26 protein-coding genes and 2 pseudogenes are annotated in these 24,506 nt (G+C 67.1%); 17 read left to right on the top strand and 11 right to left on the bottom strand.

Annotated elements, in window-relative coordinates:
• Positions 1-76 precede the first annotated feature (76 nt).
• Both ITJ43_RS13520 and galU read right to left on the bottom strand, forming a co-directional pair.
• On the bottom strand, positions 77-706 hold the full coding sequence (locus ITJ43_RS13520; protein WP_194584379.1) for a GNAT family N-acetyltransferase: 630 nt from the start codon (positions 704-706) through the stop codon (positions 77-79).
• A gap of 36 nt (positions 707-742) precedes the next feature.
• Positions 743-1,621: a UTP--glucose-1-phosphate uridylyltransferase GalU gene (gene galU / locus ITJ43_RS13515; RefSeq protein ID WP_194584378.1), complete on the bottom strand. Its 879-nt coding sequence runs from the start codon at positions 1,619-1,621 to the stop codon at positions 743-745.
• 81 nt (positions 1,622-1,702) lie between these two features.
• On the opposite strand from galU, the gene ITJ43_RS13510 reads away from it, so the two are divergent.
• From ITJ43_RS13510 to mscL, 3 genes are read left to right on the top strand one after another with little or no spacing between them, the layout of a single operon-like run.
• A complete protein-coding gene (locus tag ITJ43_RS13510) occupies positions 1,703-2,299 on the top strand; it encodes a 5-formyltetrahydrofolate cyclo-ligase (RefSeq protein WP_194584377.1) in 597 nt (198 codons plus the stop codon).
• A 19-nt stretch (positions 2,300-2,318) separates the two neighbouring features.
• Positions 2,319-2,588: an FmdB family zinc ribbon protein gene (locus ITJ43_RS13505; RefSeq protein ID WP_194584376.1), complete on the top strand. Its 270-nt coding sequence runs from the start codon at positions 2,319-2,321 to the stop codon at positions 2,586-2,588.
• A 31-nt stretch (positions 2,589-2,619) separates the two neighbouring features.
• The gene (gene mscL / locus ITJ43_RS13500) at positions 2,620-3,036 is read left to right on the top strand and encodes a large conductance mechanosensitive channel protein MscL (RefSeq protein ID WP_194584375.1); all 417 of its coding nucleotides are present in this window, start codon (positions 2,620-2,622) and stop codon (positions 3,034-3,036) included.
• A 216-nt stretch (positions 3,037-3,252) separates the two neighbouring features.
• Here mscL and ITJ43_RS13495 read toward each other — a convergent pair whose 3' ends face one another.
• The gene (locus ITJ43_RS13495; RefSeq protein WP_416361079.1) at positions 3,253-6,945 is read right to left on the bottom strand and encodes an AAA family ATPase; all 3,693 of its coding nucleotides are present in this window, start codon (positions 6,943-6,945) and stop codon (positions 3,253-3,255) included.
• 208 nt (positions 6,946-7,153) lie between these two features.
• Here ITJ43_RS13495 and ITJ43_RS13490 point away from each other — a divergent pair, with 208 nt between their 5' ends.
• Positions 7,154-7,714: a methylated-DNA--[protein]-cysteine S-methyltransferase gene (locus ITJ43_RS13490; protein WP_194584373.1), complete on the top strand. Its 561-nt coding sequence runs from the start codon at positions 7,154-7,156 to the stop codon at positions 7,712-7,714.
• A gap of 67 nt (positions 7,715-7,781) precedes the next feature.
• On the opposite strand, the gene ITJ43_RS13485 is transcribed toward ITJ43_RS13490, so the two are convergent.
• On the bottom strand, positions 7,782-9,401 hold the full coding sequence (locus ITJ43_RS13485; protein WP_194584499.1) for a cation acetate symporter: 1,620 nt from the start codon (positions 9,399-9,401) through the stop codon (positions 7,782-7,784).
• Positions 9,401-9,754, bottom strand: coding sequence for a DUF485 domain-containing protein (locus ITJ43_RS13480; RefSeq protein ID WP_194584372.1), 354 nt, complete (start codon positions 9,752-9,754; stop codon positions 9,401-9,403). The genes ITJ43_RS13485 and ITJ43_RS13480 overlap by 1 nt, the downstream gene beginning before the upstream one ends.
• 128 nt (positions 9,755-9,882) lie before the next feature.
• On the opposite strand from ITJ43_RS13480, the gene ITJ43_RS13475 reads away from it, so the two are divergent.
• Together ITJ43_RS13475 and ITJ43_RS13470 are read left to right on the top strand one after the other, a co-directional pair.
• The gene (locus ITJ43_RS13475) at positions 9,883-10,731 is read left to right on the top strand and encodes a LuxR C-terminal-related transcriptional regulator (protein WP_194584371.1); all 849 of its coding nucleotides are present in this window, start codon (positions 9,883-9,885) and stop codon (positions 10,729-10,731) included.
• Positions 10,732-10,774: 43 nt separating this feature from the next.
• Positions 10,775-10,894 (top strand): annotated as a pseudogene (locus ITJ43_RS13470) (Lsr2 dimerization domain-containing protein); the annotation flags it as partial.
• A 64-nt stretch (positions 10,895-10,958) separates the two neighbouring features.
• Here ITJ43_RS13470 and ITJ43_RS13465 read toward each other — a convergent pair.
• Both ITJ43_RS13465 and ITJ43_RS13460 read right to left on the bottom strand, forming a co-directional pair.
• Positions 10,959-11,705, bottom strand: coding sequence for a YidC/Oxa1 family membrane protein insertase (locus ITJ43_RS13465; RefSeq protein WP_194584370.1), 747 nt, complete (start codon positions 11,703-11,705; stop codon positions 10,959-10,961).
• 86 nt (positions 11,706-11,791) lie between these two features.
• A complete protein-coding gene (locus ITJ43_RS13460; protein ID WP_194584369.1) occupies positions 11,792-12,076 on the bottom strand; it encodes a hypothetical protein in 285 nt (94 codons plus the stop codon).
• A 115-nt stretch (positions 12,077-12,191) separates the two neighbouring features.
• Here ITJ43_RS13460 and ITJ43_RS13455 point away from each other — a divergent pair, with 115 nt between their 5' ends.
• Positions 12,192-13,454 (top strand): APC family permease, encoded by a 1,263-nt coding sequence (locus tag ITJ43_RS13455; protein ID WP_194584368.1) that lies wholly within the window; start codon positions 12,192-12,194, stop codon positions 13,452-13,454.
• Between the two features lie 48 nt (positions 13,455-13,502).
• Here ITJ43_RS13455 and ITJ43_RS13450 read toward each other — a convergent pair whose 3' ends face one another.
• On the bottom strand, positions 13,503-14,303 hold the full coding sequence (locus tag ITJ43_RS13450) for a hypothetical protein (RefSeq protein ID WP_194584367.1): 801 nt from the start codon (positions 14,301-14,303) through the stop codon (positions 13,503-13,505).
• 530 nt (positions 14,304-14,833) lie between these two features.
• Between ITJ43_RS13450 and ITJ43_RS13445 the strand changes: the two genes are divergently transcribed.
• The 3 genes from ITJ43_RS13445 to ITJ43_RS13435 all read left to right on the top strand — a co-directional run bounded on the left by ITJ43_RS13445 (position 14,834) and on the right by ITJ43_RS13435 (position 16,643).
• On the top strand, positions 14,834-15,037 hold the full coding sequence (locus tag ITJ43_RS13445; RefSeq protein ID WP_194584498.1) for a cold-shock protein: 204 nt from the start codon (positions 14,834-14,836) through the stop codon (positions 15,035-15,037).
• A gap of 90 nt (positions 15,038-15,127) precedes the next feature.
• Positions 15,128-15,775 (top strand): hypothetical protein, encoded by a 648-nt coding sequence (locus tag ITJ43_RS13440; protein WP_194584366.1) that lies wholly within the window; start codon positions 15,128-15,130, stop codon positions 15,773-15,775.
• Positions 15,776-15,815: 40 nt separating this feature from the next.
• Positions 15,816-16,643, top strand: coding sequence for a MerR family transcriptional regulator (locus ITJ43_RS13435; RefSeq protein WP_194584365.1), 828 nt, complete (start codon positions 15,816-15,818; stop codon positions 16,641-16,643).
• A gap of 76 nt (positions 16,644-16,719) precedes the next feature.
• Here ITJ43_RS13435 and ITJ43_RS13430 read toward each other — a convergent pair whose 3' ends face one another.
• Complete coding sequence (locus ITJ43_RS13430; protein ID WP_194584364.1) at positions 16,720-17,166, bottom strand: SRPBCC family protein; 447 nt, start codon at positions 17,164-17,166, stop codon at positions 16,720-16,722.
• Positions 17,167-17,196: 30 nt separating this feature from the next.
• Positions 17,197-17,589, bottom strand: a complete 393-nt coding sequence (locus ITJ43_RS13425) for a VOC family protein (RefSeq protein ID WP_194584363.1) — start codon at positions 17,587-17,589, stop codon at positions 17,197-17,199.
• A gap of 42 nt (positions 17,590-17,631) precedes the next feature.
• Here ITJ43_RS13425 and ITJ43_RS13420 point away from each other — a divergent pair, with 42 nt between their 5' ends.
• Together ITJ43_RS13420 and ITJ43_RS13415 are read left to right on the top strand one after the other, a co-directional pair.
• On the top strand, positions 17,632-18,120 hold the full coding sequence (locus ITJ43_RS13420) for a hypothetical protein (protein ID WP_194584362.1): 489 nt from the start codon (positions 17,632-17,634) through the stop codon (positions 18,118-18,120).
• A gap of 285 nt (positions 18,121-18,405) precedes the next feature.
• Positions 18,406-18,846, top strand: coding sequence for a hypothetical protein (locus tag ITJ43_RS13415; protein ID WP_194584361.1), 441 nt, complete (start codon positions 18,406-18,408; stop codon positions 18,844-18,846).
• Between the two features lie 344 nt (positions 18,847-19,190).
• On the opposite strand, the gene ITJ43_RS13410 is transcribed toward ITJ43_RS13415, so the two are convergent.
• On the bottom strand, positions 19,191-19,457 hold the full coding sequence (locus ITJ43_RS13410; protein ID WP_194584360.1) for a hypothetical protein: 267 nt from the start codon (positions 19,455-19,457) through the stop codon (positions 19,191-19,193).
• 485 nt (positions 19,458-19,942) lie between these two features.
• Here ITJ43_RS13410 and ITJ43_RS13405 point away from each other — a divergent pair, with 485 nt between their 5' ends.
• The 5 genes and pseudogenes from ITJ43_RS13405 to ITJ43_RS15450 all read left to right on the top strand — a co-directional run.
• On the top strand, positions 19,943-21,244 hold the full coding sequence (locus tag ITJ43_RS13405) for a metallophosphoesterase (protein WP_228495913.1): 1,302 nt from the start codon (positions 19,943-19,945) through the stop codon (positions 21,242-21,244).
• The gene (locus ITJ43_RS13400; protein WP_194584358.1) at positions 21,241-22,221 is read left to right on the top strand and encodes a GTPase-associated system all-helical protein GASH; all 981 of its coding nucleotides are present in this window, start codon (positions 21,241-21,243) and stop codon (positions 22,219-22,221) included. Before ITJ43_RS13405 ends, ITJ43_RS13400 begins: the two co-directional genes overlap by 4 nt.
• Complete coding sequence (locus ITJ43_RS13395; RefSeq protein ID WP_194584357.1) at positions 22,218-23,270, top strand: TRAFAC clade GTPase domain-containing protein; 1,053 nt, start codon at positions 22,218-22,220, stop codon at positions 23,268-23,270. Before ITJ43_RS13400 ends, ITJ43_RS13395 begins: the two co-directional genes overlap by 4 nt.
• Positions 23,267-24,106 carry a hypothetical protein gene (locus ITJ43_RS13390; protein WP_194584356.1) on the top strand — a complete coding sequence of 280 codons (840 nt, stop codon included), beginning with the start codon at positions 23,267-23,269 and terminating at the stop codon, positions 24,104-24,106. The genes ITJ43_RS13395 and ITJ43_RS13390 overlap by 4 nt, the downstream gene beginning before the upstream one ends.
• Positions 24,099-24,395, top strand: a pseudogene (locus tag ITJ43_RS15450) (hypothetical protein); the annotation flags it as partial. The gene ITJ43_RS13390 and the pseudogene ITJ43_RS15450, both read left to right, overlap by 8 nt.
• Between the last annotated feature and the right edge of the window lie 111 nt (positions 24,396-24,506).

The raw sequence follows: 24,506 nt of genomic DNA, 5'->3' as shown, positions 1-24,506 counted from the left end.
CGACCGCGTGTCTGACGTTGATGTGCAACGTGAAGGTTACCGAGGCGCCGATCGCGGCCCGACGCTCACTGAGCGGTCACTGCGCGCCGCGATCCGCCTCGGGGATCGCGGCGGCATCCGCGGGCACATGTCCTCGCAGCCACCGCTGCAGCACGCCCTCCGGCACGTCTTCGCGCACGAGCGCGAACGCGAAGTGGTCTCGCCAGTCGCCCGCGATATGGATGAACCGCCGGCGCAGGCCTTCGTAGCGGAATCCGAGCTTCTCGACCACGCGCAGGCTTGCGCTGTTCTCCGGACGGATGCAGATCTCCATGCGATGCAGACCCAGCTCGCCGAAGGCGACGTCCGTCGCGAGAGCCACGGCCGTCGGCGTGACACCTCGCCCGGCGAAGCGTTCACTCACCCAGTAGCCGATGGTCGCCGACGAGAGCGACCCGCGCGCGATTCCCCAGACGTTGAGCTGACCGGCGACCTCGCCGTCGTACTCCATCACGAACGGTACCCCGCCACCGTCCCGATACTGCTGCAGCAGACGCCGGATGCCGAGGCGCATGTCGAACGAGACGGGGCCGTCGGGACTGGTCGCTTCCCACGGTCTCAGCCAGGCACGGTTGCTCATCAGCTCGGACTGCAGAACGCGCGCATCCCGTTGCTTGATGAGCCGGATCGAAACCGGTCCGTGCTCACGGGGCACCGTCAACTCCATCGGGTCCCCCTCACCGGCGACGCGTCGCGACAGGCGTCAGAGCGACTTCGCGAACTCCTTCAACCACGGCCGCAGCTCGGGTCCGAGGTCCTCACGATCGGTGGCCAGCTGCACGATGGCCTTGATGTAGTCCACCCTATCGCCGGTGTCGTAGCGGCGACCGCGGAACACGACGCCGAGAACACCGTCGGTGACGGCAAGCTCCTGGAGCGCATCGGTCAACTGGATCTCGCCGCCCTTGCCCGGTTCGGTCCGCTCGAGGATGTCGAACACGCCTGCCGTGAGAACGTAGCGCCCGATGACGGCGTAGTTGGAGGGTGCATCCTCCTTCTTCGGCTTCTCGACCAGCCCCGTGACGCGGACCACATCGGGGTCGTCGGTGACCTCCACCGCCGCCGCGCCGTAGAGGTGGATGCTGTCGGGGTCGACCTCCATCAAGGCGATGACCGTCAGCCCGGATGCCTCGTTCTCGGCGATCATCTTCGTCAGCAGCTCGTCGCGCTCGTCGATGAGGTCGTCGCCGAGCATGACCGCGAACGTCGAGTCACCGACATGATGGCGCGCGCGCAGCACCGCGTGGCCCAGACCCTTGGGCTCTCCCTGACGCACGAAGTGGATATCGGCCAGCTCGGTCGACTGCTGCACACTGCGCAGCTTGTCGTGGGCGCCTTTGGTGAGCAGGTTGGATTCGAGCTCGGGGACGGAGTCGAAGTGATTCGAGATGTTGTTCTTGTTGCGTCCCAGGATGATCAAGACGTCGTCGATGCCCGCCTTGACGGCTTCTTCGACCACGTACTGGATCGCCGGCTTGTCGACGACGGGCAGCATCTCCTTCGGCATCGCCTTCGTGGCGGGCAGGAATCGCGTGCCCAGGCCCGCGGCAGGAATGACGGCCTTGATGCGTGAGGGAGACATGTCCATACCCTACCGGCGCGGGCGCCGGTATCCGTCTCCCCTGCGAGGCCGGCGACGCGCCGAGCCGCCTAGAATCGGACCATGACCGACGGGATCGACGACGCGAAGCGCGCGCTGCGCGCCGATCTTCGCGAACGCCGTCAACAGCGAACCGAAGCGATGCGCACCGCCGACGCCGCGGGCATCAAGCATCAGCTCGATGCGCTGATCGCGCAGGTCGGCGCCCGATCGATCTCCTGCTTCCTTTCGGCACCGACCGAGCCAGGCACGCACGAGTTCGTTCAGGATGCCGTCAGTCGCGGCATCCGGGTGCTGCTTCCTGTCACCCGCACGGACGGCCTGCTCGATTGGGTGGTCGCCGAGCCGGGCGCCGACATCGCCGAGGGTCTGTTCGGCATGCCCGAACCGGTGGGTGACGTGCTCAGTCCGCTCGCCGTCAACGATGTCGACCTGCTGATCATCCCTGCCGCGGCAGTCGATCGCACCGGTATGCGACTCGGTTGGGGACGCGGCTACTTCGACAAGACCATCGGGTCGATGCAGCATTGCCCGCCGGTCTACGCGGTCGTTTTCGATTCAGAACTCCTCGACGAGGTGCCGCGCGACCTGCACGATCAAGCGGTCACCGGCGTCATCACCCCCACCCGCACCGTCGAGCTCGCGTCGCCGCGACGCTGAGCCTCTCCCGGAGGACACCATGCCCACCTACGCCTATGCCTGCACCCAGTGCGGTCACCGCTTCGACGCCGTCCAGTCGTTCTCCGACGCGACATTGACCGAATGTCCCGAGTGCGGCGGCGCGCTGCGCAAGCAGTACGGGTCGGTCGGCGTGACGTTCAATGGTTCGGGCTTCTACCGCACCGATTCGCGGGCGTCGAGCGGCGGCGCCGGGACTGGCGCAGCCGCGTCGACTTCGACATCATCGAAGTTCGAGGCGAAGCCCTCGCCCGCACCGTCGGGGTCGTGACCGGCGCGCGCCGGAGAATCGGAGGAGAAACGTGATCAAGGGCTTCAAAGACTTCATCATGCGGGGCAACGTCATCGACCTCGCCGTCGCTGTGGTCATCGGCGCTGCGTTCACCGCGGTGGTCAACGCCATCGTGGCATCGATCATCACACCGCTCATCGAGGTGTTCTGGAAACCGAGTGAGGACGGCGTGCCCGGCATCCCCGTTCCTGCGGTCTGGGGCGGAACGGTCACGTTCCCCATCGCCGGGCTCATCAGCGCGATCATCAGCTTTCTCGCGGTTGCCATCGTCGTCTACTTCGTGTTCGTGTTCCCCATGAACGTCTGGAAGGAGCGCCAGGCTGCCAAGCTCGGCGTTCCCGAGGATGCCGAGGAGAAACTGCCGACCGAGCAGGAACTGCTGATCCAGATCCGCGACCTGCTGGAGAAGAACGCCACGGCCCGCTGAGCGGAAGCCGCGCAGTCAGTAGTGCGGCGGCACGTCGCGCCGCATCCGGTCGTCATTCGGTCCCGACGCCCCTTCACCCAAAGGCGGCGGGGCGTCATCGCTCGCATCCGCCGGCCACTCGGGCGAAGGGTCGGTGCCGGGCGCCGGCGTGAGGCGCGCGCGTCGTGACCCGCGCACGCGCTCCACGTGCTGGCGCTTATCGGCGGACATGAACTCTCAGCGCAGATCGAGCGGCTGCGTGACGGTCTCGGCCTTGGGCGTCTCGGGCGAGGCGCCGAGGATCGCGGCGATGCGGGCCGCGACACCCGCCGGGTCGCTGTACAGGTCGAACGCGTGCACCCGCACGTAGTGCCAGCCGAGCCGGCGCAGCACCTGGGGCCGCAGGCGCAGGCTCTCGCGCAGCGTCTCGCCGATGCTGTCGGAGTCGCTCTCGACGACGACGGCTTTGCCGCGGTGCTGCGCGACCAGCGGCAGCAGTCCGCGGTAGTCGACGTCGACGGCGATGCCCAGAGCGCGGAGGTGTCCCGCCAGTGTCAGCGTGAGCGGATCGGCCAGGTCTTCCAGTCGCGACTCGCGCGCCCGGGCGGCGATGCCGCCGAGGATCGACATGAGCGTCGCTGCGCCCGACTCCAGGCGTCCTTCGTCGAACGCGGACGGGCGGATCGACGACACGATGACCATCGATCGCCGCGCCCGGGTCATGCCGACCGTGAGCAGGCGCTCCCCGTCGGGGCCGGACAGATCGCCGAAGTCGCTGAGTACCCGACCGTGCTTGGTGAGACCGAAGCCGAGGGAGAACACCACGCGGTCGCGGCTTTCGGCGACCGACTCCTCGAGCCCCAGCACGGCGAACGGCTCGGCGGTGTCGCGGCTGACGAACTCGGCGACATCGGAACGCCCGGCGAACGCGGCAGCCACGGCGGCCCGCACGCGCTCGGCGTGGCGCACCGAAGCGGTCACGACCATGAGGGTCTCGGTGGGACGGTTGACGGCGTGCTCGACGACCAGGGTGACCACACGCGCCACCTCGGCGTCGGGGCTCTCAACCGCGCCCGTGAGCGGATCGGGGGTGCCCGTGCCGCCCTCGACGTAGTCGACGCTGAGGCTGCCCCGGCCGAGGTACGAACCCGCCCAGGGGAACGACACCAGCCGTCCGCCGTAGAAGGCGCCGTTCACGAGCTCGGCGAGGTCTTCGCCACCCGCGCGATAGCTGCGGGTGAGGGTCTCGACGGGCACCAGCTCGGAGAGCCGCTCGAAGACGCTCACCGCGTCGAAGGGCACCTCGGGCTCGTCGTCGGTGGAGGCATGACCAGCACCGACGCGGAACGGTGTGGGGCGCTGCGTGACGGGATCGCCGAACACGACGACCTGACGCGCGCGGCGCAGGGCCGGCGCCGCTTCGGCGAGGCAGAGCGCCGCGGCATCCGCGATGATCACGACATCGAACAGCGGGGTCTCCGGAATCGCCGGCACCTCGTAGGGCGACGCCAGCCAGACGGGCGCGAGCGTGCGCACGAGCGTCGGCGCCGCGGCGACCAGCTCATTCGCCGTCGCTCCGGCTCCCCGCAAGACCTGCTTCAGCGCCTGGGCCTCGCGCGCCTCGTCGACGACGGCGATCTTCCAGGTCGTGGCGAGTTCCGCGGCAAGAAGCGGTCCTGCCGATGCGGCGTGAGCCTCGTCGACGAGCCGATAGTCGCGCTCCAGGCGGTCGACGACCGATGTGTTGGCGCCCAGCAGCGCACGGTCGGAGCGCAGCATCGCCTCGAGAGCCGACTGCCACCAGGCGAACTCGAACTCGGCCGCGACGTGCTCTTCGGGAACGTGGCGCACCGATAGCTCGGTGAGCAGTTCCTCGAGCCCCATCTCGGCCAGTTCGCCGCGCAGCGTGGCGCGCTCGACGAGGTTGTCGAAGACGTCGGACTTCGCGGCGAGACCCGCCAGGGTGCGCAGGAGGTAGGGAATCGGCAGCGAGGCGAGCGGCTCGGTGCGCCCGAGAGCGCGATCGAGCGCACCCAGATCAGCAGCCACACGCTGCCAGGCGGTGGCCACATCGTCCAGGCCGAGCGGGATCTCGGGCATGACCCCGGGATCGACCAGCTGCTGCCACTGGGTGCGCTGCTGCTGCACCCGCACCAGCGACTCGTGCATGTCGGTGATGTGCATGCCGGGCCTCACGTATTCACGCGAGAGGTTCTTGAGTCGCCGGCGCTGCGGCGACGACATCGTCGGGGCATCGCGGCGCGGCGCATGCGCCTGGATGAGCTCGGCGAGCGGACGCTCGAAGACCGTCATGCTGAAGCGGTCGAGCGACGCGCGAATGCCCTGCAGCAGCTGGACGTACGCGCCGAGTTCGGCGAGGGTCGAGAACGGACGCATGCGCGTCTGAGCGATGAGTTCGTAGCCGCGCTCGAGCATCGCGGGCACCTCGGTGCGGTGGAGGCGCTCGGCGAGAGCGTGCGCATCGCGAGCTTCTTGCGTGGAGGAGAAGGCGACGCCGTACCACGGCGAGTCATCCGGGCCGAAGCGGAACTCCCCGAGCCGTGCCGCCGTGGCGAGCGCCTTCGCGGCCTCGGCGCGACGGGTGCCGAGCGCCTGGAGCGTGGCGATGTCGAATCGCGTGGCCGCCGACGGCTGCGGCGTCATGACCGCGATGCTCGTCAACGTGCGCAGGGCCTCCAGCGGCGAGACCTCTACCCGCGGATGCCGCTGGGTGAGCGCATCGCGATAGTCGCGCAACACGGTACGAAGGCGCACCAGCGCGTCGTCGACATCGGCGACCTTGGGCTGGGCGGCCTTCTCGTTGCGGGTGATCGCACGGATCAGGTCGCGGTGCAGGTGACGCGGCGAGACGGCGAGACCCGGCAGTCCGATGCCGGCCAAGCGGTGACGCACGCCCTCGAGCGTCGAACGGCGCGCACTGACCACGAGCACGCGCTTTCCCGCACGGACGAGCTCGCCGACGGCGTTGATGACCGTCTGCGTGCCTCCGGTGCCCGGCAGCGTGTGCACCGCGAGCGACTGCCCGGCGACGATGCGCGCGAGCACGGCTTCCTGCTCCGCATCCGCGTCCAGCAGAAGCCGGTCGGCAGCGGGCGGGCGCTCGTCGGAGCTCACGTTGGGCGGCGGAGTGCGGACGATCGTGAGATCTTCACGGTCGGATTCATGGCCGGCGAGCGCGTTGAGGATCGGGTGGTCGAGCGTTTCGGCATCCCGGCCCATCGGCGACGACACGTCGGCGAAGGTCGAGACGACGAGCCGCGGCTGCACGGTGAAGGTATCGACGTGGGCGGTGAGGGCACGCAAGTGGTCGATCACCGGCTGGGGTTTGAACACGCCGGCGTCGTAGGCGAGCTCGGCGAGCGCGCGCCCGTCTATGACGATGCCGAAATGGGTGCGCGCCGCCACGACGAGTTCGGGGTTGATCGTGAAAGTGCCGTGGAGCTTGAGATCGAAGTCGGCGTGATGGCGTCGGATGGCGAGCGGACGCAGCAGCACGGGTGCGGCATACGCCACACCGCCGATGCGCCAGCCGGCGATGCCGACGGCGAGGTTGACGGTGTCGAGGCCACGGGTGGTCCGCAGTTCGACGTCTTTCGCGGCGATGCGCTCGGCAGCGAGACGCGCCGTGCGCAGGGCCACCTCGTCACGGAAGAGGTTGGACAACAGAGTCGAGCGCCCGGTGATGAACTGGGGAAGGCTGCCGGGGTGGGCCTTGGTGATGTCGATGCCCGCCTCACCGGCGTCGACGTAGTGCAGCAGCGTCGAACGTCCGCCGAGCCAGGTCGACTCCTCCCGCAGGCGCGCACGCTCACCGGCGGCCACGTGAGCCACGACGACACCCGGCTCAGACAACTCGAGGTCCGCCGGGGTCACTGCATGCCCGTGGTCGGCGTCGTTCACGCCTCGCACGGCGCCATCGTCTGCTCTCCACACACTCGACACCTTAAAGTCCCGATCACGGGGTTCCCTGTCAACGCGGCGGGTTGTCGCGGGATTGGGGCGCGTGTGACGCATGAGACGGGGCCGTCGCTTCCTCCCCCGCAGCCTCGTCGGTGGCACAGTGCACAGTTTCTTTGCCGCGGGCGATCGCGTCGGCATCCCCGGCCATCATGGAGCCATGGCCTCATCTCTTCTGTACTCGGTGCACCCGACACCGATCGGCGAGGCCCTCATCGTCGTCGCCGATGGGGGTCTCGTCGCACTGGATGTGCTCGAGGTGGCGCTGGGCGCCGCGGAGCGTCACCTCGAGCGCATCAGCACTGACCTGCATGCGGCTTCGGTGCCGGATGCCGCAGCCACCGCCGCGATCACCGCTCAACTCGACGAGTACTTCGCGGGCGACAGACGCGACTTCGACCTGGCGTTGGATCTCGGCTCGGTCGACGGGTTCGCACGACGCGCGCTGGAGGCGATCTGCACGATCCCCTACGGCGAGACCGCGTCGTACGGCGAAGTCGCGATCTTGGCGGGCTCGCCGGGTGCACACCGCGCCGCGGGATCTGCCTGCGCCCGCACACCGATCTCGATCGTCATTCCCGCGCACCGGGTGGTCCGCAGCGACGGATCGATCGGTGAATACGGCGGGCATCCCGAACGCAAGCGCTTTCTGCTCGACCTCGAAGCCCGCGTCGGCGCCGAATCGACCCGGGCGCCTCGACGCCCGGGCGCGACCGTGTAGGCCGGTCGCACACGGCGGCGGCCCCGGGGCCGAACCCCCGGGGCCGCCGCTGTGACGGGTGGGGCAGTCAGTGATCCACCGCCTTCTCGGCCCCGTAGCCGGTGAGCGAACGCACCTCCATCTCGGCGGCCTTACGCGGATCTTCCGCACGGCGGGACGTGACCGATCCCAGCCAGCCCAGGAAGAACCCGAGCGGGATCGACACGATGCCGGGGTTGTTCAGCGGCCAGATGGCCACCCCCACGTTCTTGAAGACGCTCGTCTCCGTGCCCCAGAACACCGGGGAGAGCGCGATCAGGATGATCGCCGCCGCCAATCCGCCGTACATGCTCCACACCGCACCGCGCGTCGTGAACCGACGCCAGAACAGCGAGTAGAGGATGGTCGGCAGGTTCGCCGATGCCGCCACCGCGAAGGCGAGCGCGACGAGGAACGCCACGTTCTGGCCCTGCACGCCGATTCCGCCGACAATCGCCAGCACACCGATCACGATCACCGTGCGACGGGCTACCTTGACCTCTCCGTCGGGCGGCACGTTGCCCTTCTTCACCACGTTGGCGTAGATGTCGTGGGCGAACGATGCCGCCGCCGTGATCGTCAGACCGGCGACGACCGCGAGGATCGTGGCAAAGGCGACGGCGGAGATGAACCCGAGCAGCAGGGGGCCGCCCAACGCTTGCGCCAACAGCGGCGCCGCGGAGTTGACGCCGCCGGGTGCGGCCTTGATGGTGGCAGGTCCCACCAGGGCGCCCGCACCATAGCCGAGCACCAGCGTCAGCAGGTAGAACAGGCCGATCAGCCAGATCGCCCAGACCACAGAACGGCGGGCTTCCTTCGCCGTGGGCACCGTGTAGAAGCGCATCAGCACGTGCGGCAGACCGGCCGTGCCGAGCACCAGTGCGACAGCCAGCGAGATGAAGTCCCACGGGTTCTTGCCGTACTGCAGGCCCGGTCCGAGGATGGCGTCCTGAGGGGTCGAGGTGGATGCCGCGACGGCGGACTCCAGCAGCGTGTTGAAGTTGAACCCGTTGATCGCCAGCACCCAGATGGTCATGACGATCGCCCCGCCGATGAGCAGGAAGGCCTTGACGATCTGCACCCAGGTCGTGCCCTTCATCCCGCCGATGAGGACGTAGACGATCATCAGCACACCGACCACCGCGACGACGATCGACTGACCGACCCTGTCATTGATGCCCAGCAGCAGCGAAACGAGCCCGCCCGCGCCGGCCATCTGCGCGAGCAGATAGAAGAAACAGACCGCGAGCGTGGTGAGCGCGGCCGCCATCCGCACAGGCCCCTGCTTCAACCGGAACGAGAGCACGTCGGCCATCGTGAACTTGCCGGTGTTGCGCATAAGCTCCGCGACCAGCAGCAGCGCCACCAGCCAGGCGACGAGGAAGCCGATCGAATAGAGGAAGCCGTCGTAACCGTTGATCGCGATGGCGCCGACGATGCCGAGGAACGATGCCGCCGACAGGTAGTCGCCCGCGATGGCGAACCCGTTCTGCGGCCCGGTGAACGACCGACCCGCCGCGTAGTAGTCAGCCGCTGTCTTGTTGTTGCGACTGGCGCGGATGACGATGAAGAGCGTCACGGCGACGAAAGCGCCGAAGATCGCGATGTTCAGCACCGGGTTGTTCTCCGCAGTGGCTCCCGCGGCGGTCACGGTCGAGATCGACAGCATCATGCGACGTCCCTCCGCTCGAGATCGGTGCGGATCTCGGACGACACCGGGTCGAGGCGCCGGTTCGCGTAGGCGACGTAGCCCATCGTGATCGCAAACGTCGTCACGAACTGGCCGAGACCGAGGAGAAGTCCGATGGTGATGTCGCCCGTCACCCGCGTCGACATGAAGTCGGATGCGAACGACGACAGCAGCACGTAGACGAAGTACCACACGAGGAACACGACGGCCAGCGGCCAGACGAAACTCCGGTGCCTCTGCTTGAGCTCGACGAATCGCGGTGATTGCTCGACGGCGACGTAGTCGATGCCACCACCGGTGGGCGGCGACGGATCGGCGGACGGTATGGACATGTGGCCTCCCTGCCTCATGCGGGGGCGCACGCGCCCCCTCGGCCGATCCTCGTCGATCGGCTCCGTGGTATCGTCGACCCTACGAAAACGCGTGACGCAGCGGTCACCCCCGGAAGTAGGTATCCGCTATGGCAGCCGGAGCTCTCGCTACCGACGATGAGCTTCTGACTCACGCGGTCGGTGACCTCGCCTCGCGCACCGGTCTGCCCGTTGCCTTCGGTGGCTTCGAACAGGCCAACGCCGTCGAGGTGACATCCATCGTCGGCAATCGCACGCCGCATCTGTCCGGCCTGGTGGTCCATGCCTCACGCGGACTCGGCGGTCGCGCGCTCGTCGAGCGTCGCCCGCGGCTGGCGCTGGACTATCGGTCGTCGCGCAACATCACGCACGACTACGACCGCGCGATCCTCGGCGAGGGCATCTCCACCCTGTTCGCGGTTCCCGTGCTCGTGTCGGGCCGCGCCCGCGGCATCCTGTACTGCGGTTCATGGTCGACCTCGCCGTTCGGGGAGTCGACGGCGCGCACCGCGCTTCAGGTGGCCGCCGACCTCGCCACCGAGCTGCGCGTGCGCGAAGAGGTCGGTCGCCGCCTCGCACTCGTCTCCCCCGCAGCACCGGGCATCGATGTGGCGGCACGGGAAGAGCTCCGCGAGACGTACGCTCAGCTGCGCCGCGTCGCCGCGGATGTGTCGGATGCCGGCATCCGACGTCGCCTGTCTGACATCGAGCGCCGCCTTGCCGTCCTGTCAAGCGACGACGCCGGCCTCATCGAGCCGATCGACGCCAAGCTCTCGCCGCGCGAGATCGACGTGCTCTCCTGCGCCGCGCTCGGACAGACCAACGCGGAGATCGCCGCCGCCCTCGGGCTTCGCGAAGGAACCGTGAAGTCGTATCTGCAGTCGGCGATGGCCAAGCTCGACGCGGGCACACGCCACGCCGCCGTGGCGCGTGCGCGGCGCGCGGGCCTGCTGCCCTGAGCGGTGTCACCGGCCGAGAGGCGCCGGTCAGTAGGCTCGGCGCATGGCCCGCAGAATCGTGCATCAGCTCGTCGACGACCTCGACGGCACCGTCCTCGCGCCGGGAGAAGGCGAGACCGTGCTCTTCTTGATCGACGGCACCGCGTACGAGATCGACCTGACGGACGCGGCCCGCTGACACGCGCCCCCACGGCGCCGGCAGCCGCCGCGACAACGACGACGTGAGGTCAGGTGACCGGCTCGGGCGGGTAGACGCGTCGCAGAATGAGCCGCTGACCGAGCGTCCATGCGCTGGTGGTCAGCAGGTAGAGGGCGGCGGCGGTCGGCACGAACAGGGCGATGACGGCGGTGACGAACGGGAGCGCCCCCACGAACGCGGGCGGCACGCCGACGGCTGTCTGATCGCTCGCCGGCGCGGGTGGCCGCAGCAGACGCCGAGTCAGTTCGGCGATGACGGCGAGCGCAACGACGATCGCGCCGGTCACCGCCACGGTCGCCGGGTCGAGACTCTGCTCCGCGACCGCGGAGACGAATCCGCGCCCGAGGGGAACCCCGAACAGAGTCTGTCCGAGCAGTGGGTTGTCGTGTCCGGCGATGGACGTGTGCAGAAACACCGCGTACACGAGGCCGACCACCGGTGCCTGCAGCAGAAGCGGCAGACAGCCCGCGAACGGTGACGCCCCCTCGTCGCGATAGAGCTTCATCGTTTCGCGCTGCAGGCGCTCACGATCGTTGCGGTGGCGCGTCTGCAACGTGCGCAGTCGCGGTGCCAGGCGTGCGCGCGTCTGTTCGGCTTTCGCTTGAGCGATACCCACCGGGACGAGCGCGGCACGCACGACGAGGGTCAGCAGGACGACGGCGAGCGCGGCCGACAGCGGCCCCGCGACGGGCGTCAAGAAGGTGATCAAGGTCATCAGCCCGGAGGCGGTGAGGTCGAGCATGGCCGCCACCGGCGGCAGAGAGAGGAGGTCCACGGGGCATCCGTTTCATCGAGGCGATCAGGGTGAGCTGGTCGGCCGCGAAGAGATGCCGGGAACGAAGAGTATTCGCCGGCGAAGGGCTAGGCGGCCGTGACCGGCCCGCCCGGGCCTCGACGGAGAATGTGCCCGGGAGCGTCGGGATCGCTCTGCGACACCGACGCGTGCCGCACATCCGTGCGTGTGGGATGCACCCGCGACGATCTGCTGGAGCCGGCAGATGCCGTCGCCGCCGAGACCACGACAACGGCGAGGGATGCCACGGCCACAGCCATGGCGATCCAGGAGCCCGCCTGCGTGATGTCCGGGCCCATGAGGCCGACGGCGACGGCGATCGCGTGCAGCACGGTGAGGAACGCGTCGATCATCGTTCCTCCTCGGCTGTCGAGGTTCTCAGGATAGCGTCTGGCGCGTTCACCGGCGGGTGGCTGCGCGCGACTACAATCCGGGCGTGATCGAAACGACCTCCCGACGGGCCGCCGAATGACCGCGACCGGCGCCCTGTCGCGCCGGCTCGGCCTCGTGGATGCGATCGCGATCGGCCTGGGGTCGATGATCGGCGCGGGTGTCTTCGCCGCCTTCGCCCCCGCCGCCGCAGCCGCCGGCTCGGGGTTGCTGATCGGCCTGGCGATCGCGGCGATCGTCGCGTACGCGAACGCCACCTCGTCGGCGCAGCTCGCCACGCAGTTTCCGACCTCCGGCGGCACCTACGTCTACGGCCGCGAGATGATCGGTCCCTGGTCGGGGTTCTTCGCGGGGTGGTCGTTCGTCATCGGCAAGACCGCCAGCTGCGCGGCCATGGCGCTGACCTTCGCGTCGTATGCGGCGCCCGCCGGGTGGGAGAAGCCGGTCGCGGTCGCCGCGGTGCTCGCCCTCGCGGTCGTCAACTCTCTCGGGGTGACCCGCACCGCCGCGCTGACCAAGGCGATCGTGGTGATCGTGCTGTCGGTGCTCGCGCTCGTGGTCGTTGCGGCCGCGGCATCCGGAACCGGCACCGCCGCGCACCTGGCCATCGGACTCGGCGAGAACGGCTGGTGCGGCATCCTGCAGTCGGCCGGGCTGCTGTTCTTCGCCTTCGCCGGGTATGCGCGCATCGCCACCATGGGCGAAGAGGTGCGCGACCCGCAGCGCACCATTCCGCGCGCGATCGTCGTCGCGCTCGCTCTGGCACTCGTCGTCTACGTCGCCGTCGCGGTGTCGGCGCTCGCAACCCTCGGTCCGGAACGACTGGCCACCTCGTCTGCTCCGCTGGCGGAGGTCGCGGCGGCCGGCGGGTGGGACTGGACCGCGCCCGTCGTGCGGATCGGCGCCGCGGCGGCATCCCTCGGTGCGCTTCTCGCCCTCGTCGCCGGCATCGGGCGCACGAGCCTGGCGATGGCGCGCGGCGGCGATCTGCCGCGCTGGCTGTCGGCGGTTCACCCGCGCTATGCGGTGCCGCACCGCGCCGAACTGACCCTCGCCGTGATCGTGAGCGTGCTGATCGTGGCGACCGACCTGCGTTCCGCGATCGGGTTCTCGTCGTTCGGCGTGCTGCTGTATTACCTGATCGCGAACATCGCAGCCTTCCGACAGGATGCCGGGCGTCGCCGTTTTCCACGTGCGCTGCAGGTCATCGGCGCGGTCGGATGCGTCGTGCTGGTCGCGACGCTGCCGTGGCCGTCGATCGTCGGAGGCGTCATCGTCGTCGTTGCCGGTGTCGCCTACCGCGCGCTGCGACGGGGGGCCGCGGGTCATCGAGTCCGCTGAAGTGCACGTCTGCGGCGTGGCGCCGCTCGAGGGTGAGACCGGCAGCACTCACGGCTGAGGTGTGGCGATGCTCACCGGCATCCCCCACCCGGAGTAGTGCTGGGAGGTCGTGGTCTGGATGCCGCCCACGCTGACGGTCGCCTGGTTGCCGACGGGTACGTGCGCGGACGAAAGCCACACGACCATCTCCTGGACGTCGGCGCCGAGCATCGTGAAGGGCGCGTCGGCCTGCAGTCGCCACGCGCTCACCTGGCTGTTGTCGGGAAGGGTGACGAGGTCCTGGTCCTTCTGCACCGTCCAGCTCGGGGCGGAGGAGATGAACGACGCCGCCACCGTCGGATCGGCGGCGGCCCGGTACGCCTGTCCGATGGTTCCGGCGAGCATCTTCTTGGTCTCGGTGCTGTTGCCGTCACCTTCGACCCAGACCCCGTCGATCGTCACCCAGGCGGCATCGGGGGTGAGCACGAACGACGTGGTGCCGTCGGGGCCGGCGATCGTGCCCGACATGGCCGGGGCGTCGCCGAAGACGACGTCGGCGGTGCCGGTGCTGCCGTCGGACGAGGTGAACGTCTCGTGACCGCTTCCCGCAACCGTGGAGTAAGCGACGACGCACGCTGCGAGATCCGTGCCGGTGACCTTCACGTCTGGCTTCAGGTCGACGGCGTCGCACGCCATGGGCGCGGCGATGGCCGGTGCTCCGGCGACGGCCGTCGGGGTCGCAGCCGCAGCAGCGGACGCACTGGTCGACGTGGGCGAGGGCGCAACGTTGCTTCCCGCAGCACACGCGGTGAGGGTGAGCGCTGCGGCGATGGCGGCGATGCTGAGCAGAACAGGCAGAGTTCGACGCATCGTCCGACTGTACGACAACCACGTTCCCACGGGCATAGCGACGACGCCGGGGCCCGAAGATGGCGCCGATGCGGTCGCACCTTCTTGGGTGCTATAGTGGAGTGTCCCGTATCTCGGGCACGCGTCCGTCCCCTTCCCTCTCGATGCCGAGAGCTGCTCGTCGGACCGCCAAACTTACAACCGCGGCATCTCTCGCCGCTTGCGCGCCACTCTCACTGCGTGCACAGAAACGATTCATGATTATCCCTAGTACCTCGCCAGAGATCGTCTGGCGACAGGCCGATGCCGACGTGCACGTCGCGACGGTCTCCAACGAGTACGCCGGCTACGTCCACGAGACATTCGGCGGCATGCAGGCCTTCGGCGCTCGCGGCGAAGATCTCGGACTGCACTCAACTGCACCGCTGGCTCGCGCAGCGGTCACCGGATCGCTTACGATCCCGAGTAGGATTCACACACGTCCGCGTCGCATTCGTCGACTCGGCACACCCGGCTGCTCCGGCGGCCCGAAAAACAGAAGGAAAGACACGATGGCCACTGGCACCGTGAAATGGTTCAACTCCGAGAAGGGCTACGGCTTCATCGCGCCGGACGACGGCTCCGCCGACCTGTTCGCGCACTTCTCCGCAATCGTCAGCGACGGCTTCAAGGAGCTGCGCGAAGACCAGAAGGTCGAATTCGACGCTGAGCGTGGCCCCAAGGGCATGCAGGCTGCGAACATTCGCCCCCTCTGATCTCGATCACGAAAGAGCCCGTCCCGACTGCTGTCGAGGCGGGCTCTTTTCGTGGATGCCGGGGTCACGACGCCCGACTAGGCTGACGGCGTGGCAGCCGAGCCGACTCCCGACGTTTCCGCTCCGCGGCGCAGAAGCCCCGGGCTGAACGCGCTCATCCTCATCGGCGCGATCGTCGTCGCGGTTCCGGTCGGGTTGGCCGCGTGGATCGGCGGCATCCTGCTCACGCAGGCTGCGGGTATCGACATGTCGGTCAACCAGGTGTTCGCATGGCTGATGTCGGCGTTCGTCGGACTCGTACTGTGGCCCGTGCTGCGCCGCCGCGCGCAGGTCGAGTTCTGGCGTTCTGAGCACGGCGGCACGCCCCCGAAGGTCGCTGCCACGAAGGCGGATGCCGCCGTTCGCGCCCTCGTGATGATCGCGGGGGCGGTCGCGCTCATCGCGATCTGCGGCCCCCAGGACATCGTGTCGACGCTCTCCGTCTTCTGGGGTGCCGTCTCTCCCGGGCGCAGATCGTCGGGCGCACTCCTGCAACTGGCAGGCCTCGTGCTCGTCGCTGTCCTCATGACACCGGCACTGCTGATCACCGGACGCGCGCTCCGGCGCGCCTCCCCCGACGACCCCGTCTACCTCAGGCTTCAGCTCCGTCAGAACTGGTATTCGTCGGCGGCGTTGGCCTGGGTGGGATCGCTGTTCATCGGCATCCTCGTCGGGTGGTTGATCCTCACCCGGCTGTGAGGTTGACTCTCACACCGTGTGAGAGGCCACGATGACGTACATGGCCGAGACCACGGATCTCATGACGATCGGACAGTTCAGCTCGCTGAGCCGGCTGTCGGTGCGCATGCTGCGTCACTACGACCTGCACGCAGTGCTGATGCCCGAGCACGTCGATAGCCTCAGCGGCTACCGGCGCTACTCGTCGCAGCAGTTGCAGGATGCCGCCGACATCCGCAACCTCCGTGATGTCGGGTTCGGCGTCTCCGCCATCGGCATTCTCCTCGCCGCCCGCCACACACCCGCCTGGACGAACGCGCTGCGCGTGCAGCGCGAGAGCCTGATCGAGGAGCAGCGCGCGGCCCAGGGACGTGTCTCTCTCATCAACAGATTGCTCGATCAAGGAGAACACCTCATGTCCATCACTGTCAGCCGCACCACCGTTCCGACGATGACGCTCGCATGCCTGCGCGGCATCGTGCCGACGTACTCCGACGAGGGTCAACTCTGGGAGCGCATGATGCCCGCCCTGGGCGCCCAGTCGATTGCGCCAGTCGGGCCGTGCGGCGTCATCGAACACGACGACCAGTACACCGAGCGCGACGTCGATCTCTCGATCTTCGTCCCCGTCGCTGCGGGAACCACCGTCGAGGCGCCGCTCGAGCTCGTCGAGATGCCCGCCCGCGACTGCCTGGTGGCACGCGTCGTCGGTCCGTACGACCAGATCACGGCGGCGCACGATCAGATCAATGCGACGATCGCGGCCGAGGGCCTGCGCATACGCAGCGACGAATCTCTCGCCGCGCGTGCGTTCAACATCTACCTGACCACGCCCGCCGAGGTCAGCGCCGAGGAGCTGGTCACCGAGGTCTACGAACCACTCGCCTGAGCACGACTGCCCTCGATGGGTCACCGACATTCGTCGGGTCGGTGGCCCACCGGGAGATCACCGGCACCCTGTGACTTCAACACTCGAAGACACCGACCAGGTGCCGGTTGCGCGCGCGGATCAGGCGCCGGAGGTAAGGCACGAGCACGAGCCGCTCTGCGAACGCGCCGAACACCGGCGACGCCAGGGTGATCGTGTCGGTCATGACCGTCTCGGCGCCGTCTTCCTCGAACAGGTGCTCGTGCCGGAAGGAGCGAAACGGTCCGCGGGTCTGCTCGTCGACGAAGCGGTGCGGCCGGTCGAGCGCCGTGATGCGGGAGGTCATCGTGAACCAGACGCCGAAGTGGCGCGCTCGCCAGGTGACCTCCTCCCCCAGCCCGATCGTGCCCGCCGTCACGCCATCGATCGCCCGCTCATCCGATTCCGACATGGATGCCAGGTGCGCATCAATGTCGAGCGACAGGTCGAAGAGGCGCTCGCGAGGCACTTTCGCGCGCGTGATGACCGTGAAGGAGCTCGCCATATCTCGATCCTCGCAGCGGCAGCAGGTCGATCAGCGTTCGTCGGCGACGATCTCGGCTTTGGCTCCCGCCGAGTTCTCCAACCAACCGGCGTAGTGGTCAGGTCCGCCCGCATGCGGATAGCGGTCGTGGTAGAGCGGCACCCATCCGTGCGCGGGAGCCGCGACCATGATGGCGTCGACCTGGTCGGTGGTTCCGCCGAGGAATGCGAGATGGTTCACGCCGGGCGCACGGCGGTCATGGGTCTCGCGCGAGAGGTTCGGCGAGGTGGTGAGCGTCAAATACGCGCCGCCCGCGCTCCATGACTCCCCCTCGACCCACTCGCTGCCGCGCTCGAAGCCGAGTTCGCTGAGCAACCAGCCCCATTCGAGACGGCTCTGGGGAAGGTCTGTAACCCACAGTTCGACGTGATGAAAGCCCGGCATGGGGACAGTCTTCCAGGCTGCCGGTCATGCCAGAGTGGAGTGATGACGACCACGCGCCATAACTCCATCTTCGCCCTCGCCGTCTCCGCTATCGCGCTCATCGGGCTCGCCGGGTGCGCGAGCAGCGCTCCTGCGGAGCCGGATGTGGCGACGGTGCCGGTGCCCGCGGCATCCCCCTCTCCGACCGGCAGTTTCGACACCATGGCCTACCAGCCTGATGCCGCGTGGGAGTGCGGCTACGTCAGCGCTCTCGAGACCGCGAACTTCCACGCGTCGTCGCTGCTGAGCAAGGGGACGATCGACCGTGCAGCCTACGACGCGCGTCAGGTCGCACTGCAACAGGCATGGTCGGTCATCCCCCGCGGATCCTCTCCGGTGACGCCGACGATCCGCGCCGCCGAGTCACTGGCGGATGCCGGGGAGCTGCCCTCGAGCGACGCGTTCCGCCACGCCGCCGCCGCCATTACGGACGCCTGCGAGGCGAACCGTGCCCCTGTCATCATCGGTTCACTTGCGGTCATGGGCGGCTGAGCGGACGCACCGGGGCGCTGTCCGGACGATTCTCACACGGAGTACGAGGTCAGGAACCTCCGTAGACGGGGAACCACAACGCGAGAAAGACCATCAGGATCATCGCCGAGACGCTCAAGAACACGCCCCCACCGCACTCGAAGACCCATCACGTGCCGGTTGTGGTCGTTGCAAGCGTCAGACTGTAGCCAACCTCGCCGGGGGCGGTACCGGCGTTCGCTACTCTCGCCTTCGGGGGCTACTTTCACAGGGAGACCATCAATGTTGAGACGGTGGGGGCAGGTGATGACGATCGCGATCGCGGCGATCATGGTTCTGACGGCCTGCGAAACGGGAGCAGACTACGGCATCGCTTCCCTGAGCCACACGAGCGAGAACACCATGCGGCTCACGATCTGCACCCCGATCGACGCCACAAAGCTGAGCTTCAGCGTCCGAGACCTCGCAGTGGACAATGACTGGGTCGTCGTCGCCGAATATGAGGGGCACCACCATTTCGCGCGCAGAGAGGCGATCGACCTCGGCACCCCCGTCTCTGGAATGCACCTCACCCAGTCGGCAGACACGCTCGCCAAGGACGGCCAGGAGTACAGTCTCTTTCTCACCGGCGACCCCGAGGTGACGGTGTACTGGAAGGCCGCCGACTGGACTGCTGTCGGAAGCGGATGGCTCCAGGTGAACCACTCTATGAATCAGCCGGCCATGACCGCCGAGGCCTGCCCTTAAACCTGAAACGAGCGTCCGGTCCGTCGTGAATATCGCCATATGGCTGTTGGTTCCAACCGGCGGCGGCTGATAGACATCAGCAGTGATCTCTCTCCACGTGAGGCCCCAGGCAGCGTTGTCCGTCATCGTGCTCGCAGCCGTTGCTGTCGTGACTGTCGGGTGCGCGACGGTGACGAGCGGATCTTCGGGGGCGACCACGTCGGCGGGCACTGCGAGTCCAGCTTCGGACATGGCCGGCGCCACCGTGACAGGGAGGGGGCGACGGGATGGCCAGGGCCGGACTTGCCTCTTCCCGAGGGCGCCCGCTCGGTGTCGATCGACTTCACGTGCGAGGGCGTCGGGCACTACACCGTCGAGTTCGGCGATGCGATGGCGGAGAACACGTCCCCGATCAGCGGAACGTGCGGCGCGCCGGCGACGCTCGCGTGGCCGGTGGATGCAAAGACCCAACCCTCTATCGCGGTGACGGTGGACGACGGCATCCCCTGGACGGCGACGCCGCTGTTTTCCACGAAGGAGTTCACTCGGGATGCCGCGGCGACCGCGGACTGCGCCGCTTTCGTCGACGTGAGCCAAAGTGCGGCGCCGAGCACGAGGCTCGGACCAAGCATGGCGACCAATCTGCGGATCGTGACCACACAGCATGGTGTCGCGGGTGAGAGAGCGTAGGCGGCATCCCCGAACGAGCGATGAACGAAACTCGCACCCTCGCTGTGCAGTCGATGCTTCACCCGTCCAGGTCCCACCCGCAGCCGTCCCTCGACGCACCCGTCTAGGACCCCCGGCAGCCGTCCCTCGCCGAGATCCACGGTGAATGCGCGCGAGGCGGGCACCTCTACGGGCCAGATGCTCCTGGAGACCCGCTTCCAATCAGCGCAACAATCTCTGCCGCCGCTTGGGAGCGCAACGCAAAGCGATCGCGCCAGGGGACTGAGGTTCCAACTACGTGCTGCGTCGCCCGAGGCGTCCTCACGCCTAGCGCGGGTTACGGAGCAGCTCGCGGCTCGAGATGTTTCGACGGCGGTTGCCCTAAACATGCGCCCATGTCGCCCACAGTCACTATCGTTTCTGGAAGGGCGACCAGACTGGAGGATCGATGCCGCTTCGATTGCTGCACTTGAGCGACATCCACTTTCATGCAAGTTCCCCTGGGTGGGATGAGGATAGTGACCTTCGGGCTGAACTCATCCGGGACCTTCGGTCGCTGGTCGCGGGGTCGGGCCCGATTGACGCGGTACTAGTGGGTGGCGACATTGCCTTCAGCGCGAAGGAGGAGGAGTATGCGATCGCGCTGGAGTGGATTGATGGGGTCTTGGTGGCTGCCGGCGGGATTGAGCGGAGCCAGGTGTGGACCGTTCCGGGCAATCATGACGTCGACCGGGCCATCATCGCATCTAGCAAGGATGTTCAGGATTTTCGACGTGAGATGGCAGATTGTGACGCCGTCGGCGGTATCGATGCAGTTTTCCGAAAGCGAATCGCCGAAGACCCGACCGCGGACGGGCTGATGATGCCGCTCGCGGAGTACAACCGCTTCGCCGAGAAATTCCTCTGCACCACCCAGCCGAACTCGCTCGCCTGGCAGGACAATAGCCTGACTGTAGACGGCTGGACAGTCCGTCTTACCGGAATCAACTCGGTGATGAATAGCGGTCCCGGTGACGACCATCAGACGCTTGTCGTAGGGACCCAGCAGTGTCGGTTGCCACGAGCCGACGACACGATCCACGTCGCGATGCTCCACCACCCTCCACACTGGATCCGGGACTGGGAAAGTATTGAGCCGTACCTGAACCGCGCCCACCTGGTTCTGTTCGGGCACGAGCACGCCTTCGAAGCGGAGCAGCTCGTCGCAGGGAGTACTGTGCGCGTGTCGGCGGGAGCGGTTGCGCCCGAACGCGACGGTCACGGGGAGATCGAGCCCTACGTGCCGACGTACAACGTGCTCACGCTCTCGCGAGACGGGGCGCAGCTCCAGGTTGATATCCACCCGCGCTACTGGAGCAAGCACGCGACTCGCTTCGACGAGCATCCTCACGGGGCGCGGACGTACCTCGTGGACGTTGACCCGGCGTTGCCCACGGCCGTTGTCGCTCCCGCCGACGCGGAGCTCGGCGGGCAGGATGAGGTCTCGGCGGCGTCACCGCTCATATCGCCAATCGGCGAAACACGGGTGCCCGAGCGACCCCAGTCACCTGAAACCCGTCGCTCGTTGCGCGGTATCGGCGTCGACTTTCTCGGTCTGCCAATGTTTCGACGCCTTGATATCGCGCGAGCCCTGGGAGTGGTCGATGACGAGGAGACACGGATGCCCCCGCGCGAGCTGTACCCGCTAATACTCGAGCGTGTCCGAGAGCGCGGCCTTATTGAGAACCTGATCTCGGAGATGGAACGATGAACGAGGACAATCTTCACCAGCTAGCCGTCTGGCTGACACCTGCATCGATTGAGCTGACCGCTGAGCGACTGGAGGCGTATCGGCTGGCGGTCGACGCTCTTGCTGAAGCGCCCGGTAACGCCGACCTAGTCGAAGCCGCACACGGGGTTGTCTCGGAGTCGGGGCGGTCGGCGTTAGCAGCCGCCGTTATCGAGCACGACCCGTTGTTCGTGGCCCGTGATAGCGACGAGTTGCTCGCCCGACTGGCAGGAGCGGTGGTGATTACGCAGCTAGAACGCGCTGGCTCCGACGCAGTCGCCACGGGGCTTCTTGTCCAGTCAGCGAGATTTATTGGGCTGCGTCCTAGCCTCGAAGAACTCTCAGCCGTCGCCGACGACTTGGTTCAGACTGCAAGCCGGAATGCTCGTCAACGCCCCTCGCCCGTGCGAGTCACCCGAAAGCTATTGGCGCCCGACGCGGACATGGACCAAGCGGTGACGCTTATGAACTCCCTGCTCAAGCAGGCGAACGACACCTTCAGCGAGATGCACAAGCGCTTGGCTCTGATGGACGAGGAGATCAACGCCCTCTGGTGGGCACGCTCTGAGGTAAGCACATCCACGGGCGACCGCTGGGACTCCATGGAGTCGATCAATCGGGTGATCACGGCATCATTGGAACTGCACGAACTAATCTCGTTCCAGCCGCCAACGGCCGCCCAGTTGTCGCTTCTTCGAGACGTTGGAGGCGACGCGAACGGCACGAGCACGTTGTCCGAACTCGGCAAGGCCTTGCGCAGCACCGCGGTTGCCGCGGACGACGGCGGACAGCTGATGCCGCTCACGTCGGCGGCGCACCTCTGGAACGAGTATCGAGAGGAGCCGAAGACTGTCGCTGTGCTGCTTAGGAAGGCGGGGTTCGACCCTAAGCACGAAGTTCCGGTACGAGCCGTCGGCGAGCAACTCCTGCGTGAACGATACCTCTCGGAGCGCAAATGACAATCGTCACTCCACTTGCCTGTTCGCAGACTGCCTGTCCACTGCGGGACGATGGAACGTGCCTCGACGGCTTCACCGACCCGACGGAATGTCCGAACATCCTCCACGCGAGCGATGACGTGGCGGGTGACTCCTCGGGGATCGACGAGGACTTGACGAGCCTGGACTTCAGCCTCGACGAGGGACTCGAAAACGACTTCGAGCCGGGGGACGCCGCGGCCGCCCCGACTTCCTACATTGGCGGTGATGAAGCCTTGTCGATGTCGGAGGCTGGCGATGTAACTGCGAGCAGGCCATCGGCGGTCATACTGGTCGCTGGCGACTATGCGTCGGGAAAGACCACGCTGGTCGTCGAGCTTTGGGCGCAGTTTCTCGATGGCTCCTTCAATGGCTGGGACTTCGCCGGATCGCGGACGCTCTCGGCGTTCGATCGCCGGCATCTCCCCGCTCGCCTTTCGTCCGGGCGTACGGAGGCAACCACCGAGCGCACCCAAGACGACGACATGCGCCTGCTCCACCTCGAGCTCGCCGCTGGTCCGAGCCGTCGCGCAAGCCTTCTCTTCTCGGACGTGAAGGGGGAGTTCTTCGGCGACCTCGTGGACGGGCAGCCCGTCGCCGAATCCGTACCGCTCGCCAAACGCGCTGACTTGTGTGTGCTGGTGATCGATGGGGAGCATCTAAAGCAGCCTGCAGATCGAGCGGGGAGTTTGTGGAGGAGTCGCCTCATGCTGGGTGCGCTAACGGAAGCCGGGGGCCTTCTGCCAGGCACCCCTCTTCTCATCACCATAAGCAAGAGTGATCTACTCTCGCGCTCCGCCAGAGACGAGGTTGAGGCTGCCGTCGAGCCGCTACGCCGCTTTGCGTCGGATCGGAACTTGGTTCCCGAGATCGCGTTTATAAGTGCACGTCCAGATGACGCTCAAGACGCGCCTAGAGGCCTGGAGTCCGTCCTTGAGTGGGCGACGCGCGATCGCCGACGCGAACTCGAATCGGACTCACTCCCCGCTCCGGCAACCGGGCGGTACTTCTGGAGGACGAGCGCGAAATGACCGATGCAAGGCTCTTGTTCGCTGGGGTTCCGCACACTGGCAAGTCCACCTTCCTGGCCTTGCTCAATCTCGCCATCACGTCTGGTGCGCGCGTTTCACTGTCGTTGGGACATTTCCAGGATGACCGCGAGTACCTAAATGGACTCACCGCGCGGTTGATGAGTTGCGAGCCTGCCGACCGAACGCTACTCAGCCAATCAGACGGACTGAGCCTCTCGCTGCGAACGGCGACATCGCAAGATATCTCGTTGAGCATTCCGGATCTTTCTGGGGAGACTTGGGCGGACGTTCTGGCTGAGCGCGTGTGCGCAGACACTCTGATCGATCAGATCGAAGACGCACTCGGCATCTGCGTGTTCGTGCATGCCTCGGACTTCACTACGGACCCGACCATCGCGGAAGTGCACCGCGCCGCCAATGCGCTCGGGGAGTCCGCGGATGAGTACACTGCGGACGCTCATCAGGGCTACCTCGGGGACGCTCGCACCAGCCAAATCGACCTGGTGGATCTCCTTCAGATACTGGGCAGCCAGTTTGCTCCAAGACCCAAGCGAGTAGCGCTGGTAATCTCAGCCTTCGACGTCGCCAACGGGCAGAGCCCAGTGGAGTGGCTCGAACAGAATGCCCCGTTCGCGGAACAGTACCTTCGCTCCAACCTCGACTCAACGGCGATTAGGGTGTTCGGCTTGAGCGCACAAGGCGGACGTTTCGACGACAAGGATGAACTGAAGGCGCTTCGAAAGCGGGATCCCCTCGAACGAGCCTTTGTCCTCGGCCATGACGGAGCCCGTCTAGAACTGGACGCTCCGATCGTTTGGGCACTCGGAATTGACTAGTCAGCGCGTCGAGCAAGCTCTGCTGGGATACGCGAAGGGCCACCAACTCCTGGCTAGCTCGACCGAGTTTGAAAGCGGGACAGCGCGACTGTTAAGGACCGCCACAGATATGGCGTTCGACGGTCGCGCTCGCTCATATCTGTCGGTCTTCCCACTGCCCGACGCTGATCTGCACGCGTTTGTTCGAACTTGGCCCGGCCCGAGCTGGCAACGCGCTGGCTCTGTGTGGTCCCACGCGATCTTTCTGAACCCCATCCAGCTAAGTCGGACCAACGACTTCACGTCGATCGCAAAGTTGTTCCGCCAGCCGCAGTCGACTTCGACCTCAGATCTTTCGCGCGAGCTCGCGAGATACGAGACGTCGCTTCCGTATCCTGAAACGTCTCGTGGTGCACGTCCA

The organism is Microbacterium sp. VKM Ac-2870, from assembly GCF_015350795.1.
Lineage (GTDB): Bacteria > Actinomycetota > Actinomycetes > Actinomycetales > Microbacteriaceae > Microbacterium.
The sequence above is the reverse complement of the archived record's forward strand: the minus strand, read 5'-3'. Positions and strand labels throughout refer to the sequence as shown.